Annotated in this window: 14 protein-coding genes; 8 read left to right on the plus strand and 6 right to left on the minus strand. The window is 72.1% G+C overall.

All coding sequences use genetic code 11. The annotated features are described in order from the left end of the window. Positions 1 to 176: 176 nt before the first annotated feature. The 3 genes from ABZX85_RS19410 to sucD all read left to right on the plus strand — a co-directional run bounded on the left by ABZX85_RS19410 (position 177) and on the right by sucD (position 3,703). On the plus strand, positions 177 to 1,307 hold the full coding sequence (locus ABZX85_RS19410) for a VWA domain-containing protein (protein ID WP_355869635.1): 1,131 nt from the start codon (positions 177 to 179) through the stop codon (positions 1,305 to 1,307). 289 nt (positions 1,308 to 1,596) lie between these two features. After that, the gene (sucC, locus tag ABZX85_RS19415) at positions 1,597 to 2,790 is read left to right on the plus strand and encodes an ADP-forming succinate--CoA ligase subunit beta (protein WP_355869638.1); all 1,194 of its coding nucleotides are present in this window, start codon (positions 1,597 to 1,599) and stop codon (positions 2,788 to 2,790) included. Between the two features lie 28 nt (positions 2,791 to 2,818). After that, the gene (gene sucD / locus ABZX85_RS19420) at positions 2,819 to 3,703 is read left to right on the plus strand and encodes a succinate--CoA ligase subunit alpha (protein ID WP_355869641.1); all 885 of its coding nucleotides are present in this window, start codon (positions 2,819 to 2,821) and stop codon (positions 3,701 to 3,703) included. 92 nt (positions 3,704 to 3,795) lie between these two features. Here the strand turns inward: sucD and ABZX85_RS19425 are convergent, their stop codons facing one another. Continuing rightward, positions 3,796 to 4,986, minus strand: coding sequence for a helix-turn-helix domain-containing protein (locus ABZX85_RS19425; protein ID WP_355869644.1), 1,191 nt, complete (start codon positions 4,984 to 4,986; stop codon positions 3,796 to 3,798). A 96-nt stretch (positions 4,987 to 5,082) separates the two neighbouring features. Here ABZX85_RS19425 and ABZX85_RS19430 point away from each other — a divergent pair, with 96 nt between their 5' ends. Continuing rightward, the gene (locus ABZX85_RS19430; protein WP_355869647.1) at positions 5,083 to 7,038 is read left to right on the plus strand and encodes a DUF6350 family protein; all 1,956 of its coding nucleotides are present in this window, start codon (positions 5,083 to 5,085) and stop codon (positions 7,036 to 7,038) included. Positions 7,039 to 7,183: 145 nt separating this feature from the next. On the opposite strand, the gene ABZX85_RS19435 is transcribed toward ABZX85_RS19430, so the two are convergent. Beyond that, positions 7,184 to 8,128: a hypothetical protein gene (locus ABZX85_RS19435; protein ID WP_355869650.1), complete on the minus strand. Its 945-nt coding sequence runs from the start codon at positions 8,126 to 8,128 to the stop codon at positions 7,184 to 7,186. Between the two features lie 315 nt (positions 8,129 to 8,443). Here ABZX85_RS19435 and purN point away from each other — a divergent pair, with 315 nt between their 5' ends. Then, positions 8,444 to 9,076 carry a phosphoribosylglycinamide formyltransferase gene (gene purN / locus ABZX85_RS19440; RefSeq protein WP_355869653.1) on the plus strand — a complete coding sequence of 211 codons (633 nt, stop codon included), beginning with the start codon at positions 8,444 to 8,446 and terminating at the stop codon, positions 9,074 to 9,076. Beyond that, positions 9,073 to 10,650, plus strand: coding sequence for a bifunctional phosphoribosylaminoimidazolecarboxamide formyltransferase/IMP cyclohydrolase (gene purH, locus ABZX85_RS19445; protein WP_355869656.1), 1,578 nt, complete (start codon positions 9,073 to 9,075; stop codon positions 10,648 to 10,650). Before purN ends, purH begins: the two co-directional genes overlap by 4 nt. A gap of 67 nt (positions 10,651 to 10,717) precedes the next feature. On the opposite strand, the gene ABZX85_RS19450 is transcribed toward purH, so the two are convergent. The 4 genes from ABZX85_RS19450 to ABZX85_RS19465 all read right to left on the minus strand — a co-directional run bounded on the left by ABZX85_RS19450 (position 10,718) and on the right by ABZX85_RS19465 (position 14,481). Further along, positions 10,718 to 11,284, minus strand: a complete 567-nt coding sequence (locus tag ABZX85_RS19450) for a peptidoglycan-binding domain-containing protein (RefSeq protein ID WP_355869659.1) — start codon at positions 11,282 to 11,284, stop codon at positions 10,718 to 10,720. Positions 11,285 to 11,393: 109 nt separating this feature from the next. Continuing rightward, positions 11,394 to 12,806 (minus strand): protein kinase, encoded by a 1,413-nt coding sequence (locus ABZX85_RS19455; protein WP_355869662.1) that lies wholly within the window; start codon positions 12,804 to 12,806, stop codon positions 11,394 to 11,396. Continuing rightward, on the minus strand, positions 12,803 to 13,534 hold the full coding sequence (locus ABZX85_RS19460) for an FHA domain-containing protein (RefSeq protein ID WP_355869665.1): 732 nt from the start codon (positions 13,532 to 13,534) through the stop codon (positions 12,803 to 12,805). Before ABZX85_RS19460 ends, ABZX85_RS19455 begins: the two co-directional genes overlap by 4 nt. A 212-nt stretch (positions 13,535 to 13,746) precedes the next feature. Continuing rightward, positions 13,747 to 14,481, minus strand: coding sequence for an RDD family protein (locus tag ABZX85_RS19465; protein WP_355869668.1), 735 nt, complete (start codon positions 14,479 to 14,481; stop codon positions 13,747 to 13,749). 227 nt (positions 14,482 to 14,708) lie between these two features. Here ABZX85_RS19465 and ABZX85_RS19470 point away from each other — a divergent pair, with 227 nt between their 5' ends. Both ABZX85_RS19470 and ABZX85_RS19475 read left to right on the plus strand, forming a co-directional pair. Next, complete coding sequence (locus ABZX85_RS19470; RefSeq protein WP_355869670.1) at positions 14,709 to 15,563, plus strand: bifunctional methylenetetrahydrofolate dehydrogenase/methenyltetrahydrofolate cyclohydrolase; 855 nt, start codon at positions 14,709 to 14,711, stop codon at positions 15,561 to 15,563. Between the two features lie 94 nt (positions 15,564 to 15,657). Beyond that, complete coding sequence (locus ABZX85_RS19475; protein WP_355869672.1) at positions 15,658 to 16,068, plus strand: DUF3017 domain-containing protein; 411 nt, start codon at positions 15,658 to 15,660, stop codon at positions 16,066 to 16,068. Positions 16,069 to 16,209 lie beyond the last annotated feature (141 nt).

A 16,209-nucleotide genomic window follows, 5' to 3' on the forward strand; every position in this document is an offset into this window, starting at 1 on the left:
AAATTGATGCGCGGATGTGTGAACCGATGAGGGAGGCTGAGGCGATCGATGAGTGAGGGGCCGGAAAACCAGGCAACTACCCGACTCATAAAACGATTTGACGATTCATCAGACAACTTCCGGCAGGCAACGGCCGCATGGCCGGGCGACGGCGACCGAGGGGGAGGTGAAGGACGGTGACGGAACGGCTGCGGAGATGGCGGCTCGTGCTCGGGGGAGCGGAGTCGGAGGGGACCGGATGCGTGCTGGACGGCCGGGACGCGGGCATGGACGGCGCGCTGGGGGCCCTGTACGGAAAGGAGGGGGAGCGGCAGGAAAGGGGAGCGGGGCTGGGGGCGTCCGCACCGTCGGTGGCCCGCTGGCTGGGGGACGTCCGGACGTACTTTCCCGCGCCGGTCGTCCAGGTCATGCAGCGGGACGCCGTCGACCGGCTCGGTCTCGCGTCCCTGCTGCTGGAGCCCGAGATGCTGGAGGCCGTCGAGGCCGACGTGCATCTCGTCGGCACCCTGCTCTCGCTCGCCGGCGCCCTGCCGGAGACCACCAGGGAGACGGCCAGAGCGGTCGTCCGCAAGGTCGTCCGCGACCTGGAGAAGCGGCTCGCCGGGCGGACCCGGGCCGCACTGAGCGGAGCACTGGACCGCAGCGCGCGGACGGGGCGGCCACGCCCGCGCGACATCGACTGGAACCGCACCATCGCCGCCAACCTCAGGCACTACCTCCCGGACCACGGGACGGTCGTACCGGAGCGGCTCGTCGGATACGGGCGGGCGGCGCAGTCACTGAACAAGGGGGTAATGCTATGCGTGGATCAATCGGGTTCGATGGCGCCGTCGCTGGTGTACGCGTCGGTGTTCGGAGCGGTGCTGTCCTCCGTGAGGACGATCAGCACGCGACTCGTCGTGTTCGACACCTCGGTCGTTGACCTCACCGACCAGCTCGACGACCCGGTGGACGTCCTGTTCGGGACGCGCCTCGGCGGCGGGACCGACATCAACCGCGCGCTCGCGTACTGCCAGGCGCGCGTCGAGCGGCCCGCCGACACCGTCGTCGTCCTGATCAGCGACCTCTACGAGGGAGGGATCAAGGGGGAGATGCTGAAGCGCGTCGCCGCGATGAAGGCGTCCGGCGTCGAGTTCGTGGCTCTCCTCTCCCTCTCCGACGAAGGGGCCCCGGCCTACGACCGGGAACAGGCCGCCGCGCTCGCGGCGCTGGGGGTGCCCGCCTTCGCCTGTACGCCGGAGCTGTTTCCCGAGGTGATGGCGGCGGCGCTGGAGAGGCGACCGCTGCCGGTGCCGGAGGCGGGCTGAGTACCCGGGGGGGTCCGGGCGGGAGCGGTACCGCCCGCCCGGACCCCCTCGGCGGCACGCGGTGCCAGGAAAGGCGCCGTCGGACGGCATCATGTGACAGGTATCACCGCTCAGGTGTGACCCGCGATTTAGAGGGGGTCGGGTGGCAGGGATAACCTGCGAGACGGACATGCCGCGCGCTCGGACACCGTGTGCGCCCTGCTTGTGACACACGCGGTCGTCACGTTGCCCTTCGCGGCACGCCCACGCATCCAACGAACCGCGAGATCACTGATAGGGACGGAAGCGCGTGGACCTGTTCGAGTACCAGGCGAGGGACCTCTTCGCCAAGCACGATGTACCGGTGCTGGCCGGTGAAGTCATCGACACGCCTGAGGCGGCCCGCGCAGCCACCGAGCGCCTCGGTGGCAAGTCCGTCGTCAAGGCCCAGGTGAAGGTCGGCGGCCGTGGCAAGGCCGGCGGCGTGAAGCTCGCCGCCACCGCCGACGAGGCGGTCGAGCACGCGACCAACATCCTCGGCATGGACATCAAGGGCCACACGGTCCACAAGGTGATGATCGCCGAGACCGCGCCGGAGATCGTGGAGGAGTACTACGTCTCCTTCCTCCTGGACCGCGCCAACCGCACCTTCCTCTCCATCGCGTCCGTCGAGGGCGGCATGGAGATCGAGGAGGTCGCCGAGACGCGTCCCGAGGCCGTCGCCAAGACGCCGATCGACGCCATCGAGGGCGTGACCCCCGAGAAGGCCCGCGAGATCGTCGAGGCCGCGAAGTTCCCGGCCGAGGTCGCGGACAAGGTCGCCGACGTCCTCGTCACCCTGTGGGACACCTTCATCAAGGAGGACGCCCTCCTCGTCGAGGTGAACCCGCTGGCGAAGGTCGCCTCCGGTGACGTCATCGCGCTGGACGGCAAGGTCTCGCTGGACGACAACGCCGAGTTCCGCCACCCCGACTTCGAGGAGCTCCACGACAAGGCCGCGGCGAACCCGCTCGAGGCCGCGGCGAAGGAGAAGGGCCTCAACTACGTCAAGCTGGAGGGCGAGGTCGGCATCATCGGCAACGGCGCGGGTCTCGTCATGAGCACCCTCGACGTCGTCGCCTACGCCGGCGAGGCGTATACATCGGAGAATGGCGGCGGCGTCAAGCCCGCCAACTTCCTGGACATCGGCGGTGGCGCCTCCGCCCAGGTCATGGCGAACGGCCTGGAGATCATCCTCGGCGACCCGGACGTCAAGTCCGTCTTCGTCAACGTCTTCGGCGGCATCACCGCCTGCGACGAGGTCGCCAACGGCATCGTCCAGGCGCTGAAGCTCCTTGAGGACCGCGGCGAGAACGTCTCCAAGCCGCTCGTCGTCCGCCTCGACGGCAACAACGCCGAGCTGGGCCGCAAGATCCTCACCGACGCCGCGCACCCGCTGGTGCAGCGCGTCGACACCATGGACGGCGCGGCCGACAAGGCCGCCGAGCTGGCCGCCGCCAAGTAAGCACTCAGGACGAGGACACCGACACACCATGGCTATCTGGCTCAACAAGGACAGCAAGGTCATCGTCCAGGGCATGACCGGCGCCACCGGGCAGAAGCACACCAAGCTGATGCTGGCGGACGGCACCAACGTCGTGGGCGGCGTGAACCCGCGCAAGGCCGGCACGTCCGTCGACTTCGACGGCACCGAGGTACCCGTGTTCGGCACGGTCGCCGAGGCGATCAAGGCGACGGGCGCCAACGTCACCGTCATCTTCGTGCCGGAGAAGTTCACGAAGGACGCCGTCATCGAGGCGATCGACGCCGAGATCGAGCTGGCCGTCGTGATCACCGAGGGCATCGCCGTGCACGACTCGGCGAACTTCTGGGCGTACGCCGGCCAGAAGGGCAACAAGACCCGGATCATCGGCCCGAACTGCCCCGGCATCATCACGCCCGGTCAGTCGAACGTCGGCATCATCCCCGGCGACATCACGAAGCCGGGCCGCATCGGTCTGGTCTCGAAGTCCGGCACGCTGACGTACCAGATGATGTACGAGCTGCGTGACATCGGCTTCTCGACCGCCGTCGGCATCGGTGGCGACCCGATCATCGGCACCACGCACATCGACGCGCTCGCCGCGTTCGAGGCCGACGCCGACACCGACCTGATCGTGATGATCGGTGAGATCGGTGGCGACGCCGAGGAGCGTGCCGCCGACTTCATCGCGAAGAACGTGACGAAGCCGGTCGTCGGCTACGTCGCGGGCTTCACCGCGCCCGAGGGCAAGACGATGGGCCACGCCGGCGCGATCGTCTCCGGTTCGTCCGGCACCGCCCAGGCGAAGAAGGAGGCCCTTGAGGCCGCGGGCGTCAAGGTCGGCAAGACGCCGACCGAGACGGCCAAGCTGGCGCGAGAGATCCTCTCCGCCTGAGTCCGGCTGTCCGATGGGCCCGCTCCCCGCACGGGGGGCGGGCCCATCGGCGTGTCCGGGCCGTCCCGGGGCCGGCCGCCCGGGGACCGGTCTCACCTGACGTCCGGTACGAGCCTCTCCGGACCGTGGCTCGTCTCCTGGCGCAGCTTCGCCCGCAGCGTCAGCTCCGCGTCCGAGAGGGCGCCCGGGGCCTGGCGAGGGGGGACTCCGCCGACCGTCGCCCCCGGGGGGACCGGGGGTTCGTAGTGCGTCGGGGCCGTGCCCAGGGTGAGGGCCGTCGCCCCGATGATCGCGACCGTGAACGCGATGGCCGCACGCGTCCAGAAACTCGCCCGGCGTTCGCCCGACAGCCGTACCGCCGGGGCCCTGGTGGCGCGCAGGCGTTGCGCCGAGGCGACCTCCGCGAGGCGGCGGTGGAGCGTCGCCGGGTCGGCCAGCTCGGGGAGGCGGGCGGTGAGGGCCTCGCGCGCGTGCAGGACGCGATGGGCCGCCGCCGGGGTGCTCGCCTCCGTCTCCGCCGCCGTCTCCGGCAGGTCCAGGCCGACGCCGTCGTACAGGACGAGCGTGCGCCGGTAGGAAGGGGGGAGGCGCAGCAGGACGTCGAGGAGGGCGCGGTCGGGGGCGGCGGCGGGCGGGGGCTCGGGGTGGCGGTATCGGGGGCGCAGGCGGTGCCAGGGGGAGAGCGCGTACTCGTACGCCGTGGCGCGCACCCAGCCTGCCGGGTCGCGGTCCGTCGCGACCTCGGGCCAGCGCTGCCACGCCGACTGGAAGGCGCGCTCCACGGACTCGCGGGCCAGTTCGCGGCGGCCGGTCAGGAGGTAGGTCTGGCGGACGAGGGCGGGGGCGCAGAAGGCGTACAGGGCGTCGAACGCCTGGGCCGGGGTGAGGGGCGGGCGCTCGGGGGCGTCCTGCGAGGGCGGGTCGGCCTGCGCGGCGGGGGCACCCGCGGCGGCCGGGGTGCCGGGATCGGCCGGGGTGCCCTGCTCCTCGGAGCCGGCGGTCTCCTCGCAGGGCGGCTCTGCCTGGAGAGACGCCACCGCCGCCCCCTGAGGTTGCGTCATCTCCTGAAATCGCGTCACTTCGTCCTCCAGGGAAGCCAGAAGCTTCGCGTAGGCCACCCGTTTGGTGCCGCGCGGTGTCGTACGGCCGGCCTCCCAGGCGCGCACCGTCTCTCGGGTGACGCCGACCGTCGAGGCGATCTGATCCTGGGTCAGGGCGTGGGCCTCGCGCAGGCGTCGGCGTTCCTTCGGAGGGGGGAGGGGGGCGGCTGGGCTCTGGGTCACCGGGCACCCTTCCGTACGAAAAAGTACATAAAAGTATTTTGGGTGACACGGCGAACGTTCGCCTGTTACGACGGGAAAGCGCGTGTCGTTGGGAGCATGACGGGCGTGAACCCGATGACCGCCCGCCGCCCGCCGCTGTCGTCCCTCCCCGCCCGTCTGCGCGACCGCTCGCCCGGACTCGCCGCCGGCCTCCTCGGCGGCGCGCTCGCCGCCGGACTCGGGCTCGGGTCGGTCGCGGTGCTCGTCATGGTCCTGTGGATCAGCTCGCCCTACCCGGACAGCGGTCCCGGCGGCGCGCTCCACGTCGCCGCCTCCCTGTGGCTCCTCGCGCACGGCGCGGAACTCGTCCGCGTCGACACTCTTTCGGGTGTCCCCGCGCCCATGGGGGTGACGCCGCTGCTGCTCGTCCTGCTCCCCGTGTGGCTCGTCCGGCGTGCCGCGCGGGACGCCGACGGGGGCGGCGCCGGGTGGGCCGGCGTCGTCTGCGGGTACCTCCTCGTCGCCGCCGGGGCCGCCTGGTACGCCGCCGGGGGCGCCCTGCGGCCCTCCTGGGTGTGGACCGGCGCGTGCCTGCCGGTCCTCGTCGCGGTCGCCGCCGCGCTGGGGACGCGGCAGGGGGCAGGCGGTTTCGAGGGGCTCGCGCGCGGGAAGAGTGCCGCCTTCGTCGCCGGGCTCGTCCGCGGGCTCGTCCGCTGGTTCGGCGGTGGGGCGCGCACCAGGGCGGACACCGGGGAGGCGGGTGCCGGGAAACAGCGCACCGGGGAGTCCGACAGCGGAGTCGTCCTGCGGGCCGGGCTCGCCGGGACCGGGGTGCTCCTCGGGGGCGGTGCCCTCCTGGTCGCCGTCTCCACCGTCCTGCACGGCGGTGCCGCGCGCGCGTCGTTCCTCCACCTCACGGAGGGCTGGTCCGGCCGGTTCGCCGTCCTGCTGCTCTGCGTGGTCCTCGTCCCCAACGCGGCCGTCTGGGGCGCCTCCTACGCCCTCGGCCCCGGTTTCGCCCTCGGCGCCGGCCACGCCGTCACCCCCCTCACCTCCGACCCCGCCGCCCTCCTGCCGCCCTTCCCGCTCCTCGCCGCCGTCCCCGACGCGGGCGGCGGCGGGCCGCTGACCTGGTCCGTCGCCGTCGTCGCCGGGGGCGGCGCGCTCGTGGCGGGGTGGTTCGTCGCGCGCGCCGCGTGCGCGGGCGACTCCGCCTGGTCCTGGAGCCGGACCGCCACGCGCGCGTGCGCGGCTGCCGGCGTCCTCGCTGTGATCATGTCCGTCGCGGCGGCCGTCGCCGGCGGACCGCTCGGCACCGGAACCCTCGCCCGCTTCGGCCCCCTCTGGTGGCAGACCGGTTCCGCCGCCCTCGTCTGGGGCCTCGCGATCGGCGTCCCCGCGGCCCTCACGGTCCGGGCCTGGTCCTGCCGCGAGTGGAACGCACCCTCCCTCCGCCGGCGGGACCGCCGCAGGGCCACGCTCACGGAGACCGGCACCCCGGAGAACGGCGGCCTCGAACGCGAGCTGCTCGTCGACTGGTCCACGTGGGAGCCGGGGGCCACGGGAGAGCCGGGGGACCGGCCGGAGCGGGAGACGGAGGAGGCCGCGCAGAAGGCTGCGGGCAGGAAGAGGTGGTGGCCGGGGCGCGACCGGAAACCGAGGACGGGGGAGGCCGAGCCCGCGAAGGCAGACGTGTACGAGGGGGAGGGAACGTCCGACGGGACGGCCGCGCACGACGAAGACGCCGCGTACGACGAAGTAGGCCCGCGGAAACGCCGCAGCCGACTCCTCTCACCCGGCTCCCTGTTCCGTACGAAGCAGAAGGCGCCCGACCTCCCCGCCTCCGCTGTCCCCCGTACGGACGACCCCGTCTACGCCTCCCTCCTCAAGGACTCCGCCCCCGAGACCCCCGACACCCTCTTCGAGCCCTACGACTTCCTCACCACGCCGCCCGACCGGACCTGGCACGACGACACGGCCCGCGAGGCGCGCTGGGCCGCGTTGTGGGAGGCGTCGCGGCCGTGGGAGGAGGCGGAGAAGGGGCCGGAACAAGGGGGCGAGGGGGAGAGGTGAGAGGGGGGGGCGGCGGGGCGGGAAGAGGGCAGCGCGAAGTCGCGAAAACTTTTTCGCGGGGACGTGAACCGGGCGGTGGGGCCGGAACGATGAAGGGGCAGAGGGAGGCAGGGCGGAGAGGCCGACTCCGACCCCGGCCCTCCCCTCAGTCCGCGGTCCCCAGCAGATTCCGCAGCTGCTTGGGAAGCAGGTCGTCGCAGGACTGCTGAGCCTCGTTCGTGAGGGCGTCGGCTCGGCAGGTGTAGTAGTCGCGGTAGACGAGCTGGAGGGTGAAGTTGGCGCCGACGAGGGCGAGAGCGAGAGAGGCGGTGACGAGACCGCTGATGGCGGCGGTGGTCTGAGGGCGGCCCCCGCCGGAGGAACGGCCGCTGGAGGAACGGCCGCCGGAGGAGCCGGCGGGGTTGACGGAGCCCGAGGAGCCGGTGGCGGCGGGGCTCTCGGAGCCGGCCTGGCGGGGTCGGGCTCTGAGAGCGCTGATCGCCCAGTAGACGGAGAGCGCACCGAGGAGGAGAGCGACGTAGGCCCACCCGAAGAGGACGAAGAAGAAGGACCACATGCCGCCGAGCAAGGCGTACCGCGCGCGGCGCTGAGCGGGATCGGTCGGGTCCCAGCGGGGGCCCGAGGACTGGTTGTTCCCCTGGCCCTCGGGACCGGCGCCGGGCCGGTCACCGAAACCGTCCTGGGAACGGCCGGGCTGCCGGTCGCTCCAGCGCCCCCAGGGAGAGCCGCCCTCCCTGTCCGACCCCTCGTCCTGAGCCGGCTGCCGAGGCCGCCACGGCTGATCCGCAGCCCCCTCGGGCGGCGGGGCGAACGGATTCCCGCCCTGGGCGTCCCGGCCGCCTTGGGTATCCCGGCCACCCTGGGAGTCCTGGCCCTCTTGAGACCCCTGAACACCTTGGCCCCCCTGACCCCCGGAGGAATCCTGAGCACCAGAACCAGAACCAGCACCGGTACCCGACCCCGTCGAGCCCTGGTCGGCAGCCCCCTGGCCCTCCGCGCCGTCGGCGTCGGCGCCTGGGGAGGAGAGGCGGCCCTCCCTCAGGAGGAGGTGCGAGGTGGGCGTCGCGAGTCGCAGACTGCGGTCCGGCATCAAGTGAGCGTCTTCCCTAGGTGAGTCGGAGGTCAGTCGGACAAGTCGGGTGGTCCGGCGGATGTCGTCAAAAGAGCTGTCACCCCGGCAACGTGCCACACCACCGCCGCGTTCCCGAGCCCGCTCCAGGCAGACGCTACCTCCCGGCCCCGCCCCCGTCCCGTGGGGGCCGCCGGGTGTGCCGGTATCGTTGCTGACGGTCGGCCGCTTCGTAGACTTCCCCGTATCCCGGGGCGCGAAGCATTCGTACGACCGCACAAAAGCTGACCCGAGAGGCGCCTCACCGGCCGCCCGCTTGCAGAAAGGGCCCCGAACGTGGCCGACCCGGCCCCCGCCCCCAAACGCCTGGTCGTCCTGGTCTCCGGCTCCGGTACGAACCTCCAGGCCCTGCTCGACCACATCGCCGGGACCGGGGCGCGGGAGTACGGCGCCGAGATCGTGGCGGTCGGCGCGGACCGCGCCGGCATCGAGGGCCTCGCGAGGGCCGAGCGCGCCGGCATCCCGACGTTCACGGTCCGGGTCAAGGACCACGGGACGCGGGAGGAGTGGGACGCGGCGCTCGCCGGGGCCGTCGCGTCGTACGCGCCCGACCTCGTCGTCTCGGCCGGGTTCATGAAGATCGTCGGCAAGGAGTTCCTGGCCCTGTTCGGCGGGCGGTTCGTGAACACGCACCCCGCCCTGCTGCCGAGCTTCCCGGGGGCGCACGGCGTCCGTGACGCGCTGGCGTACGGGGCCAAGGTCACCGGCTGCACCGTCCACTTCGTCGACGACGGCGTCGACACCGGCCCGATCATCGCCCAGGGCGTGGTCGAGGTCCGGGACGAGGACGACGAGAGCGCGCTGCACGAGCGCATCAAGGAAGTCGAGCGAAGGCTGCTCGTCGAGGTCGTGGGGCGTATCGCCCGCAGCGGCCATCGCATTGAGGGACGAAAGGTAGTTATCCCGTGACCGCCGAGACCGCATCTTCGGAAAACCTGCGGCCGATCCGCCGCGCGCTCGTCAGCGTGTACGACAAGACCGGCCTGGAGGAGCTGGCCCAGGGCCTGCACGCGGCCGGGGTGCAGCTCGTCTCCACCGGTTCCACCGCCGCGCGGATCGCCGGCGCCGGTGTCCCCGTCACGAAGGTCGAGGAGCTGACCGGGTTCCCCGAGTGCCTCGACGGCCGGGTCAAGACCCTGCACCCGAAGGTGCACGCCGGGATTCTGGCCGACCTGCGGCTCGACAGCCACCGTGAGCAGCTCGCCGAGCTGGGGGTCGAGCCGTTCGACCTGGTCGTCGTCAACCTCTACCCGTTCCGCGAGACGGTCGCGTCCGGGGCGAGCGCCGACGAGTGCGTGGAGCAGATCGACATCGGCGGCCCGTCCATGGTGCGCGCCGCCGCGAAGAACCACCCGTCGGTGGCGATCGTCACGGACCCCGCGCGGTACGCGGACGTCCTGAAGGCCGTGGCGGACGGCGGCTTCGACCTCACCGCGCGCAAGCGGCTCGCCGCCGAGGCGTTCCAGCACACCGCCGCGTACGACGTCGCCGTCGCCTCCTGGTTCGCGAGCGAGTACGCCCCGGCCGACGAGTCGCGGTTCCCCGACTTCCTCGGCGCGACCTGGGCCCGCGAGAACACCCTGCGCTACGGCGAGAACCCGCACCAGCCGGCCGCGCTGTACGTCGACGGCAGCGGCACCGGACTCGCGGTCGCCGAGCAGCTGCACGGCAAGGAGATGTCGTACAACAACTACACGGACACGGACGCCGCGCACCGTGCCGCGTACGACCACGACGAGCCGGCCGTCGCGATCATCAAGCACGCCAACCCCTGCGGGATCGCGGTGGGTTCGGACGTCGCGGAGGCGCACCGCAAGGCGCACGCGTGTGACCCCCTGTCGGCGTTCGGCGGGGTCATCGCCGTGAACCGGCCGGTGTCCAAGGAGCTGGCGGAGCAGGTCGCGGAGATCTTCACCGAGGTCATCGTCGCGCCGGACTACGAGGAGGGCGCGCTCGAAGCGCTCGCCAAGAAGAAGAACATCCGGGTGCTGAGGGCGCCCCAGGGCCCGTCCGCGCCGGTCGAGTTGAAGCCGATCGGGGGCGGTGCGCTGCTCCAGGTCACCGACCGGCTCCAGGCCGACGGCGACGACCCGGCGAACTGGACGCTCGCGACCGGTGAGGCGCTGGACGCCGAGGAGCTGGCGGAGCTGGCGTTCGCGTGGAAGGCGTGCCGGGCCGTCAAGTCCAACGCGATCCTGCTGGCCAAGGACGGTGCCTCCGTCGGGGTCGGCATGGGCCAGGTCAACCGCGTCGACTCCGCGAAGCTCGCCGTCGAGCGGGCCGGCGCCGAGCGCGCGCAGGGTTCGTACGCCGCCTCCGACGCGTTCTTCCCCTTCCCCGACGGCCTGGAGATCCTCACCGAGGCCGGCGTCAAGGCCGTCGTCCAGCCCGGCGGCTCGGTCCGCGACGAACTGGTCGTCGAGGCCGCGAAGAAGGCGGGCGTGACGATGTACTTCACGGGGACGCGGCACTTCTTCCACTGACGCGCACACCTGACGCACACCTCTGACGGGCCCGCCGGCCATCCTGACCGGCGGGCCCGTCCGGGGTTCAGTCGCAGGTGAGGTAGTCGTAGCCGGCCTGGCGCCAGGTGAGGTCCTTGTCCGGGAACAGGTACTTGCCCTCGGTGTTGCGGCGCAGGGAGAGGTTGTGGTCCCGGCCCTCGTAGCGCAGGTGGAGCGTCTCGCCACGCGCGGTGCTGCCGCCCGTCTTCGCGAGTTCGTCGTCGGCCCGGCCGAAGGTGTTCTTCCCGGCCCAGCCGTCCGGTGTCAGGCCCCACCGCTTCTGGAGGTCGACGGTCGCCCAGTACGTGTCCATGTCGAACGTGCCGGTGACGTCCGTGGCGGCGAACTTCGGGGTCTGCGCCAGGTGGGTCTTGCGTGCCCCCTCCGCCCACAGGACGCGCTGCCACAGGCAGACGGCGTTGGAGGCGGAGTAGCTGCCGCCGGTCTCCAGTTCCCGGCCCAGGTCGCCCTCGTCACCCCAGTCGCCGACGTAGGTGTCGTAGCCGCGCACCCAGCCGTCCGACTTCGCCGCCGAGGCGGGTGTGGTGCTCAGCATCAGGACTCCGGTCGTCGCCGCGGCGATCAGGGTGACTCCCAGGCGTATGCGGTTCATGGCGGTTCCTTCCCCGTTGTGGTGATCGGTGCCATGACCATGCTCGGAGAGCGGCCGAGGCATCGGTACCTGGAACCTTCCAGGGCATCAGGCGCGGGGTTCGGGGCTCTCAGCACTTTGTGATCAGTTGGTGGGAGAGCGGGGAGTAGGTGCCCGCGAGGTTGCCCTGGGCGCGTTGGGCCGTGCAGCCGGTGCGGCGGCTGTTGCCGGGGCGGGTGACGTCGGGGCCGAGGGGGACGTAGTCGCGGCCCCGGAAGTAGGCGACGCCGCCGAAGCCCGCCGAATCGTCGGCGTTGAAGTAGATGGAACGGACGGGGCGGTCGGCGCTCCACGCACAAGTCTCCTTCCCCGAGAGCCAGTCGGGGTCGCTGTTCTTCCAGGAGCACATCTCGCCGGTGCCGTTGGAGTCGCTGAAGAAGCAGACGCTGGGGTAGGGGCAGCGGTGATAGCCGTAAGGAGGGCCGGCCTCGCGGGATTCGGTGTAGAGGTACGCGCCGGTCAGGGCGCCCACGACGAGGAGCGCCGTCACCGCGCGTCGAGGCGGCCGACGGATTCCGCGTCGGCGCAGACGCGGTGAGCGGGGTGCCTTCGCCGCCGACTCGACCCGTCTCAGCAGCGGCTCCGCCGTGAGGCGGGCGGCGTGGGTGCGGGCCAGGCAGTCCTCGATGATCTCCCGCCATTCCAGGGGGAGTTCGGGGGAGAGGCGGAGCGCTTCCGTGCCGCGGGCGTAACGCAGGGACGCGTCCGTACGGGCCTCGGCGGTGGCGCCCGGGAGGGGGTGCGTGCCGGTCAGGAGGAGGTGGGCGAGGACGCCGAACGCCCAGATGTCCGCGCTCGGCCGGACCCGGGCGCCGCGTTCGCTGATCTCCGGCCACAGCAGCTCCGGCGGCGTGAAGTCGGGGGTCGTGAACAGCGGGGCGTACGCGTGGGTGCCCTCCAGTTCCGCCGCCGTGCTGAAGTCGGCCAGCCGGACCGAACCGTCCTTCATCAGCAGGACGTTGGCCGGTTTGAGGTCGCCGTGCACCCAGCCCGCGTGATGCAACTGGTGCAGCCCCTCGCAGACTTGGGCGAGAACGGCGGGGTACGCGCCCGTGTCCGGTCGGCCCCGCGCCTCCGCCAGCCGGCCCCGCATCTCCGCGAGCCGCCCCCGGCCCTCCGTCAGATGCCCCTCCGCCTCCTCCAGCACGAGGACCGTGGCGCCGTCGAGTTCGGGGCTCTCGGGGTCGTCGACCGTCAGCGTCTCGTACAGCCGGATCAACCGGGGCGAGGTCAGCCGGCTCAGCAACTCGACCTCGCGGTCGACGAGTTCCCGCAGATGCCGGAGCTGACGCGGGGTACGGGTGCCGGTGGGCAGGAACTTGAGGGCGGCCGTCTCCCAAGGACCGTCCCCGGGACGGGTGTTGCGCGCCCGGTAGACGCTGGCGAACGCCCCCGACGCGATCAGCGCCCCCACCTCCCAGCGGCCGACCCGGTACCCCTTCGGCACCGGAAGCGCGCCGGCGTCGTACGGATGTCTCGTCATCGGGCGGCCCCGGCCCCGGTCGGGGTGAGGAGGAGCAGGTCGTCCTCCTGGACGAGGTCGAAGCGCAGGGCCAGGGAGACGAGGGTCTCCTTCTTGCCGTTGAGGCGGCGGGCGCCGGGTTCGGCGGGGTCCTGGCGGAGGCGGAGTTTGACCGCGAGGTAGTCGATGTTCCAGTAGACGGCGGAGCGGGTGGCGCCCGGCCAGACCTCCCGCAGCCGCTCGACCAGCTCCTCGACGGCGGGCAGCGGCGCGTGGGGCGCGCCGCGCAGCCGGGGTTCGCACAGGGCGGTGAGGACGGCGAAGTAGCGCTTCGTGCGGTCCAGGGAGAACGCCGGGGTCGTCAGGGAGCCGCTCAGGCCCCGCCGGGACACGCTGCGGAAGGCGTGGCGCGGCGCCCAGACGTCGAAGGCGAGGAGGTCCCCGGCGGCCGGCAGCACCACCCGCGAGAACTCGAAGGGAACCGGGGCCTCCAGCCTGCCCGGCGCCACCTTGACGTGCTCGCCCGCGCCCTCCGGGTTCTCGACCACGTACGTCTGGTCCTCGCTGTGGTTGCTCAGCAGCCAGAACGTGCGGTCCGGGACGATCTCCCCGGCGACCCGGGGGACCCCCTCGTGCGCGATGACCAGCCCGCCGTCCGCTCTGCCGAACGCCAGCCGGTCCCCTGCCCCGAGCCTGATCTGCCCGTTCGCGTCCGCACACGACGGCGGTACGACGATGAGGCTGTGCATGGAGTCGTCCCCCTTCTCCAGACAGGCCGGGGGCTCGGTCCCCCCGGTCCGATGGGGTGAGAGTAAGGGGGAGTCGGCGGTGTCCGCCACGCTTTGCCCGATACCGCGAGATCCGCAGGCGCGAACAGCACTCAGGCGTGCACGACCGGAGCGGGTCCGGTTGTGCACGCCTGAGTCGTACGGCGGTGCGCCTGCTGGGCGCGGCGGTGCGGCTACTGGTTGTGGATGACCATCGTCTTGGCCGCCTTGTCGTGCCAGCCCTGCTGGCGGCCCGACTTGTCCCAGAACGGGGACAGGTAGACGAGGAGCTGGCCGATACCGCAGGCGAAGCTGCCGACGATCGGGATGATCCAGCGGATGAACGACGAGCCCATGCCCGGCTTCTGGCCGGTCTCGACGTTCACGACCCGCAGGCCGACGGCCAGTTTGCCGAGCGTGGCGCCCTTGAGGCCGACCATCAGCCACTCGTAGACGAAGCTCACGAGGAAGAGGACGCCGATGACGGCCCCGAGCTTCGACGTCATGTCCTGGGCGGCGTTGTTCACGCACGCCTCGTAGACGGCCGAAGAGGCGTTCGCGTCGCACTCGTTGAGGGAGTTGACGCCGCCCGCGATGCCGGCGATCGAGAAGGCCAGGTAGACGACGCCGATGATGACGCCGTCGATGAGGCGCGCGCCGAGGCGGCGGCCCATGGAGGCGACCTGCGGGGCGCCGGCGTAACCGGGCGGGTAGCCGCCGCCGGGTGCCTGCGGGTAGCTCGGGTAGCCCTGCGGCTGCTGGCCGTAGGGGTCCTGCGGGTAGCCGTAGCCCTGCTGCGGGTAGCCCGGTTGCTGCGGCTGGCCGTACCCGGGCTGCTGCGGCTGGCCGTAGCCGCCGGGCTGGGGCTGCTGCGGCTCCTGGGGCTGCTGGCCGTACGGGTTGCCGGGCGGCGGCGCGCCGAAACTCATGGCTGGTTTCCTCCGTTGGACTACGCGGGGACGAAGCGGACAGAGCGGAGGAATGTCAATTCTTGAGCGGTTTGCCCCCCGACCGGACCGCAAATCTGCGGTTTTCATCGTTGTTTGTTCGATCAGTTCTTGTCCAGCCCGATTCGCCGGGTGTTGTGCAAGTGCAACATCCGTCAACGGCGTGACCGGATTGGAAGCCGGGGCCCGTCATCCGCGAGGATGGCCGCATGACCGCCCAGATTCTCGATGGCAAGGCCGTCGCGGCCGAGATCAAGTCGGAGCTGGCCACGCGTGTGGCGGCGCTGAGGGAGCGGGGTGTCGTACCCGGTCTCGGCACCGTCCTCGTCGGGGACGACCCCGGGAGCCGCAAGTACGTCGCCGGCAAGCACCGGGACTGCGCGGAGGTCGGGATCGCCTCCATCGAACGGGAGTTGCCGGGGACGGCGTCGGCGGACGACGTCGAGAAGGTCGTCCAGGAACTCAACGAGGACCCCTCCTGCACCGGGTACATCGTCCAGCTCCCGCTGCCCCGGGGGATCGACGAGAACCGGGTCCTCGGGCTGATGGACCCCGCCAAGGACGCGGACGGGCTGCACCCCGTGAACCTCGGGCGGCTCGTCCTCGGCGAGCCGGGGCCGCTGCCGTGCACGCCGAACGGCATCCTCACGCTCCTGCGCCGCTACGGCGTCGAGATCGCGGGCGCGGAGGTCGTGGTCGTCGGACGGGGCGTCACCATCGGGCGCCCCATGCCGCTCCTGCTCACCCGGCGCACCGAGAACGCGACGGTCACGCAGTGCCATACGGGTACGCGCGACCTCGCGGCGCACCTCCGCCGCGCGGACATCGTCATCGCGGCGGCCGGCTCGCCCCATCTGGTCCGGCCGCAGGACGTGAAGCCCGGGGCGGCCGTGCTGGACGTCGGGGTCTCCCGCACCGCCGAGGGCAAGATCCTCGGTGACGTCCACCCCGGTGTCCGCGAGGTCGCCGGGTGGCTCTCCCCGAATCCCGGCGGGGTCGGTCCCATGACCCGGGCGCAGCTGCTGGTGAACGTGGTGGAGGCGGCCGAGCGTGGGGTCGGCTGAGGGGGGTCCGTCCGGGCGGGGGGAGGGGGAGCCGGTGCGGGACACTGGAGCGCGGGGGCAAGGGCAACGCGAGAGTGAGCGAGGCGAGGAGACCGTGGTCGAAGAGGCAGTTACCCGGCGGAGCCGGCGGTTTCCGCGTGTGACGCGTGACACCGCGCGGCCGGAGGGGAGCGGGCGGGCGGTCCCGGGGGCGTCGTCGGTGCCGGCCCGGCAGTGGCCGATGCTGGCGGTGTCCGGGCTGGTGGCGCTGGGCCTGCTGATCACCGCGCTCGACCAGTTCCGGGTGGGGACCATCCTGATCGGCGTGGGGCTGCTGACCGGCGCGGCGCTGCGGTGGCTGCTGCCCGGGGTCGGGATGCTCGCGGTGCGGTCGCGGTTCACCGACATCGTGACGTACGGGGTGCTGGGGCTGGCGATCGTGCTGCTGGCGCTGATGGCCCAGCCGAATCCGTGGCTCCAGATCCCGTTCCTCAAGGACACGCTGCACTTCACCGTGCAGAGCTGAGGTACGGCGGCGGCTCGCTTGCTCCTGAGGCTGGGGTGGGCGAGCCGTCGGTGTACGTGGGGGCGTCGCCGTGCGTCGAGCTGTCGGTGTGCGTCGATCTGTGTCGATACGTCGACAACTTTCCCCGGCCCTGTCGATTCC

The sequence above is a fragment of the Streptomyces sp. NPDC004539 genome (genome assembly GCF_040610055.1).
GTDB lineage: Bacteria > Actinomycetota > Actinomycetes > Streptomycetales > Streptomycetaceae > Streptomyces.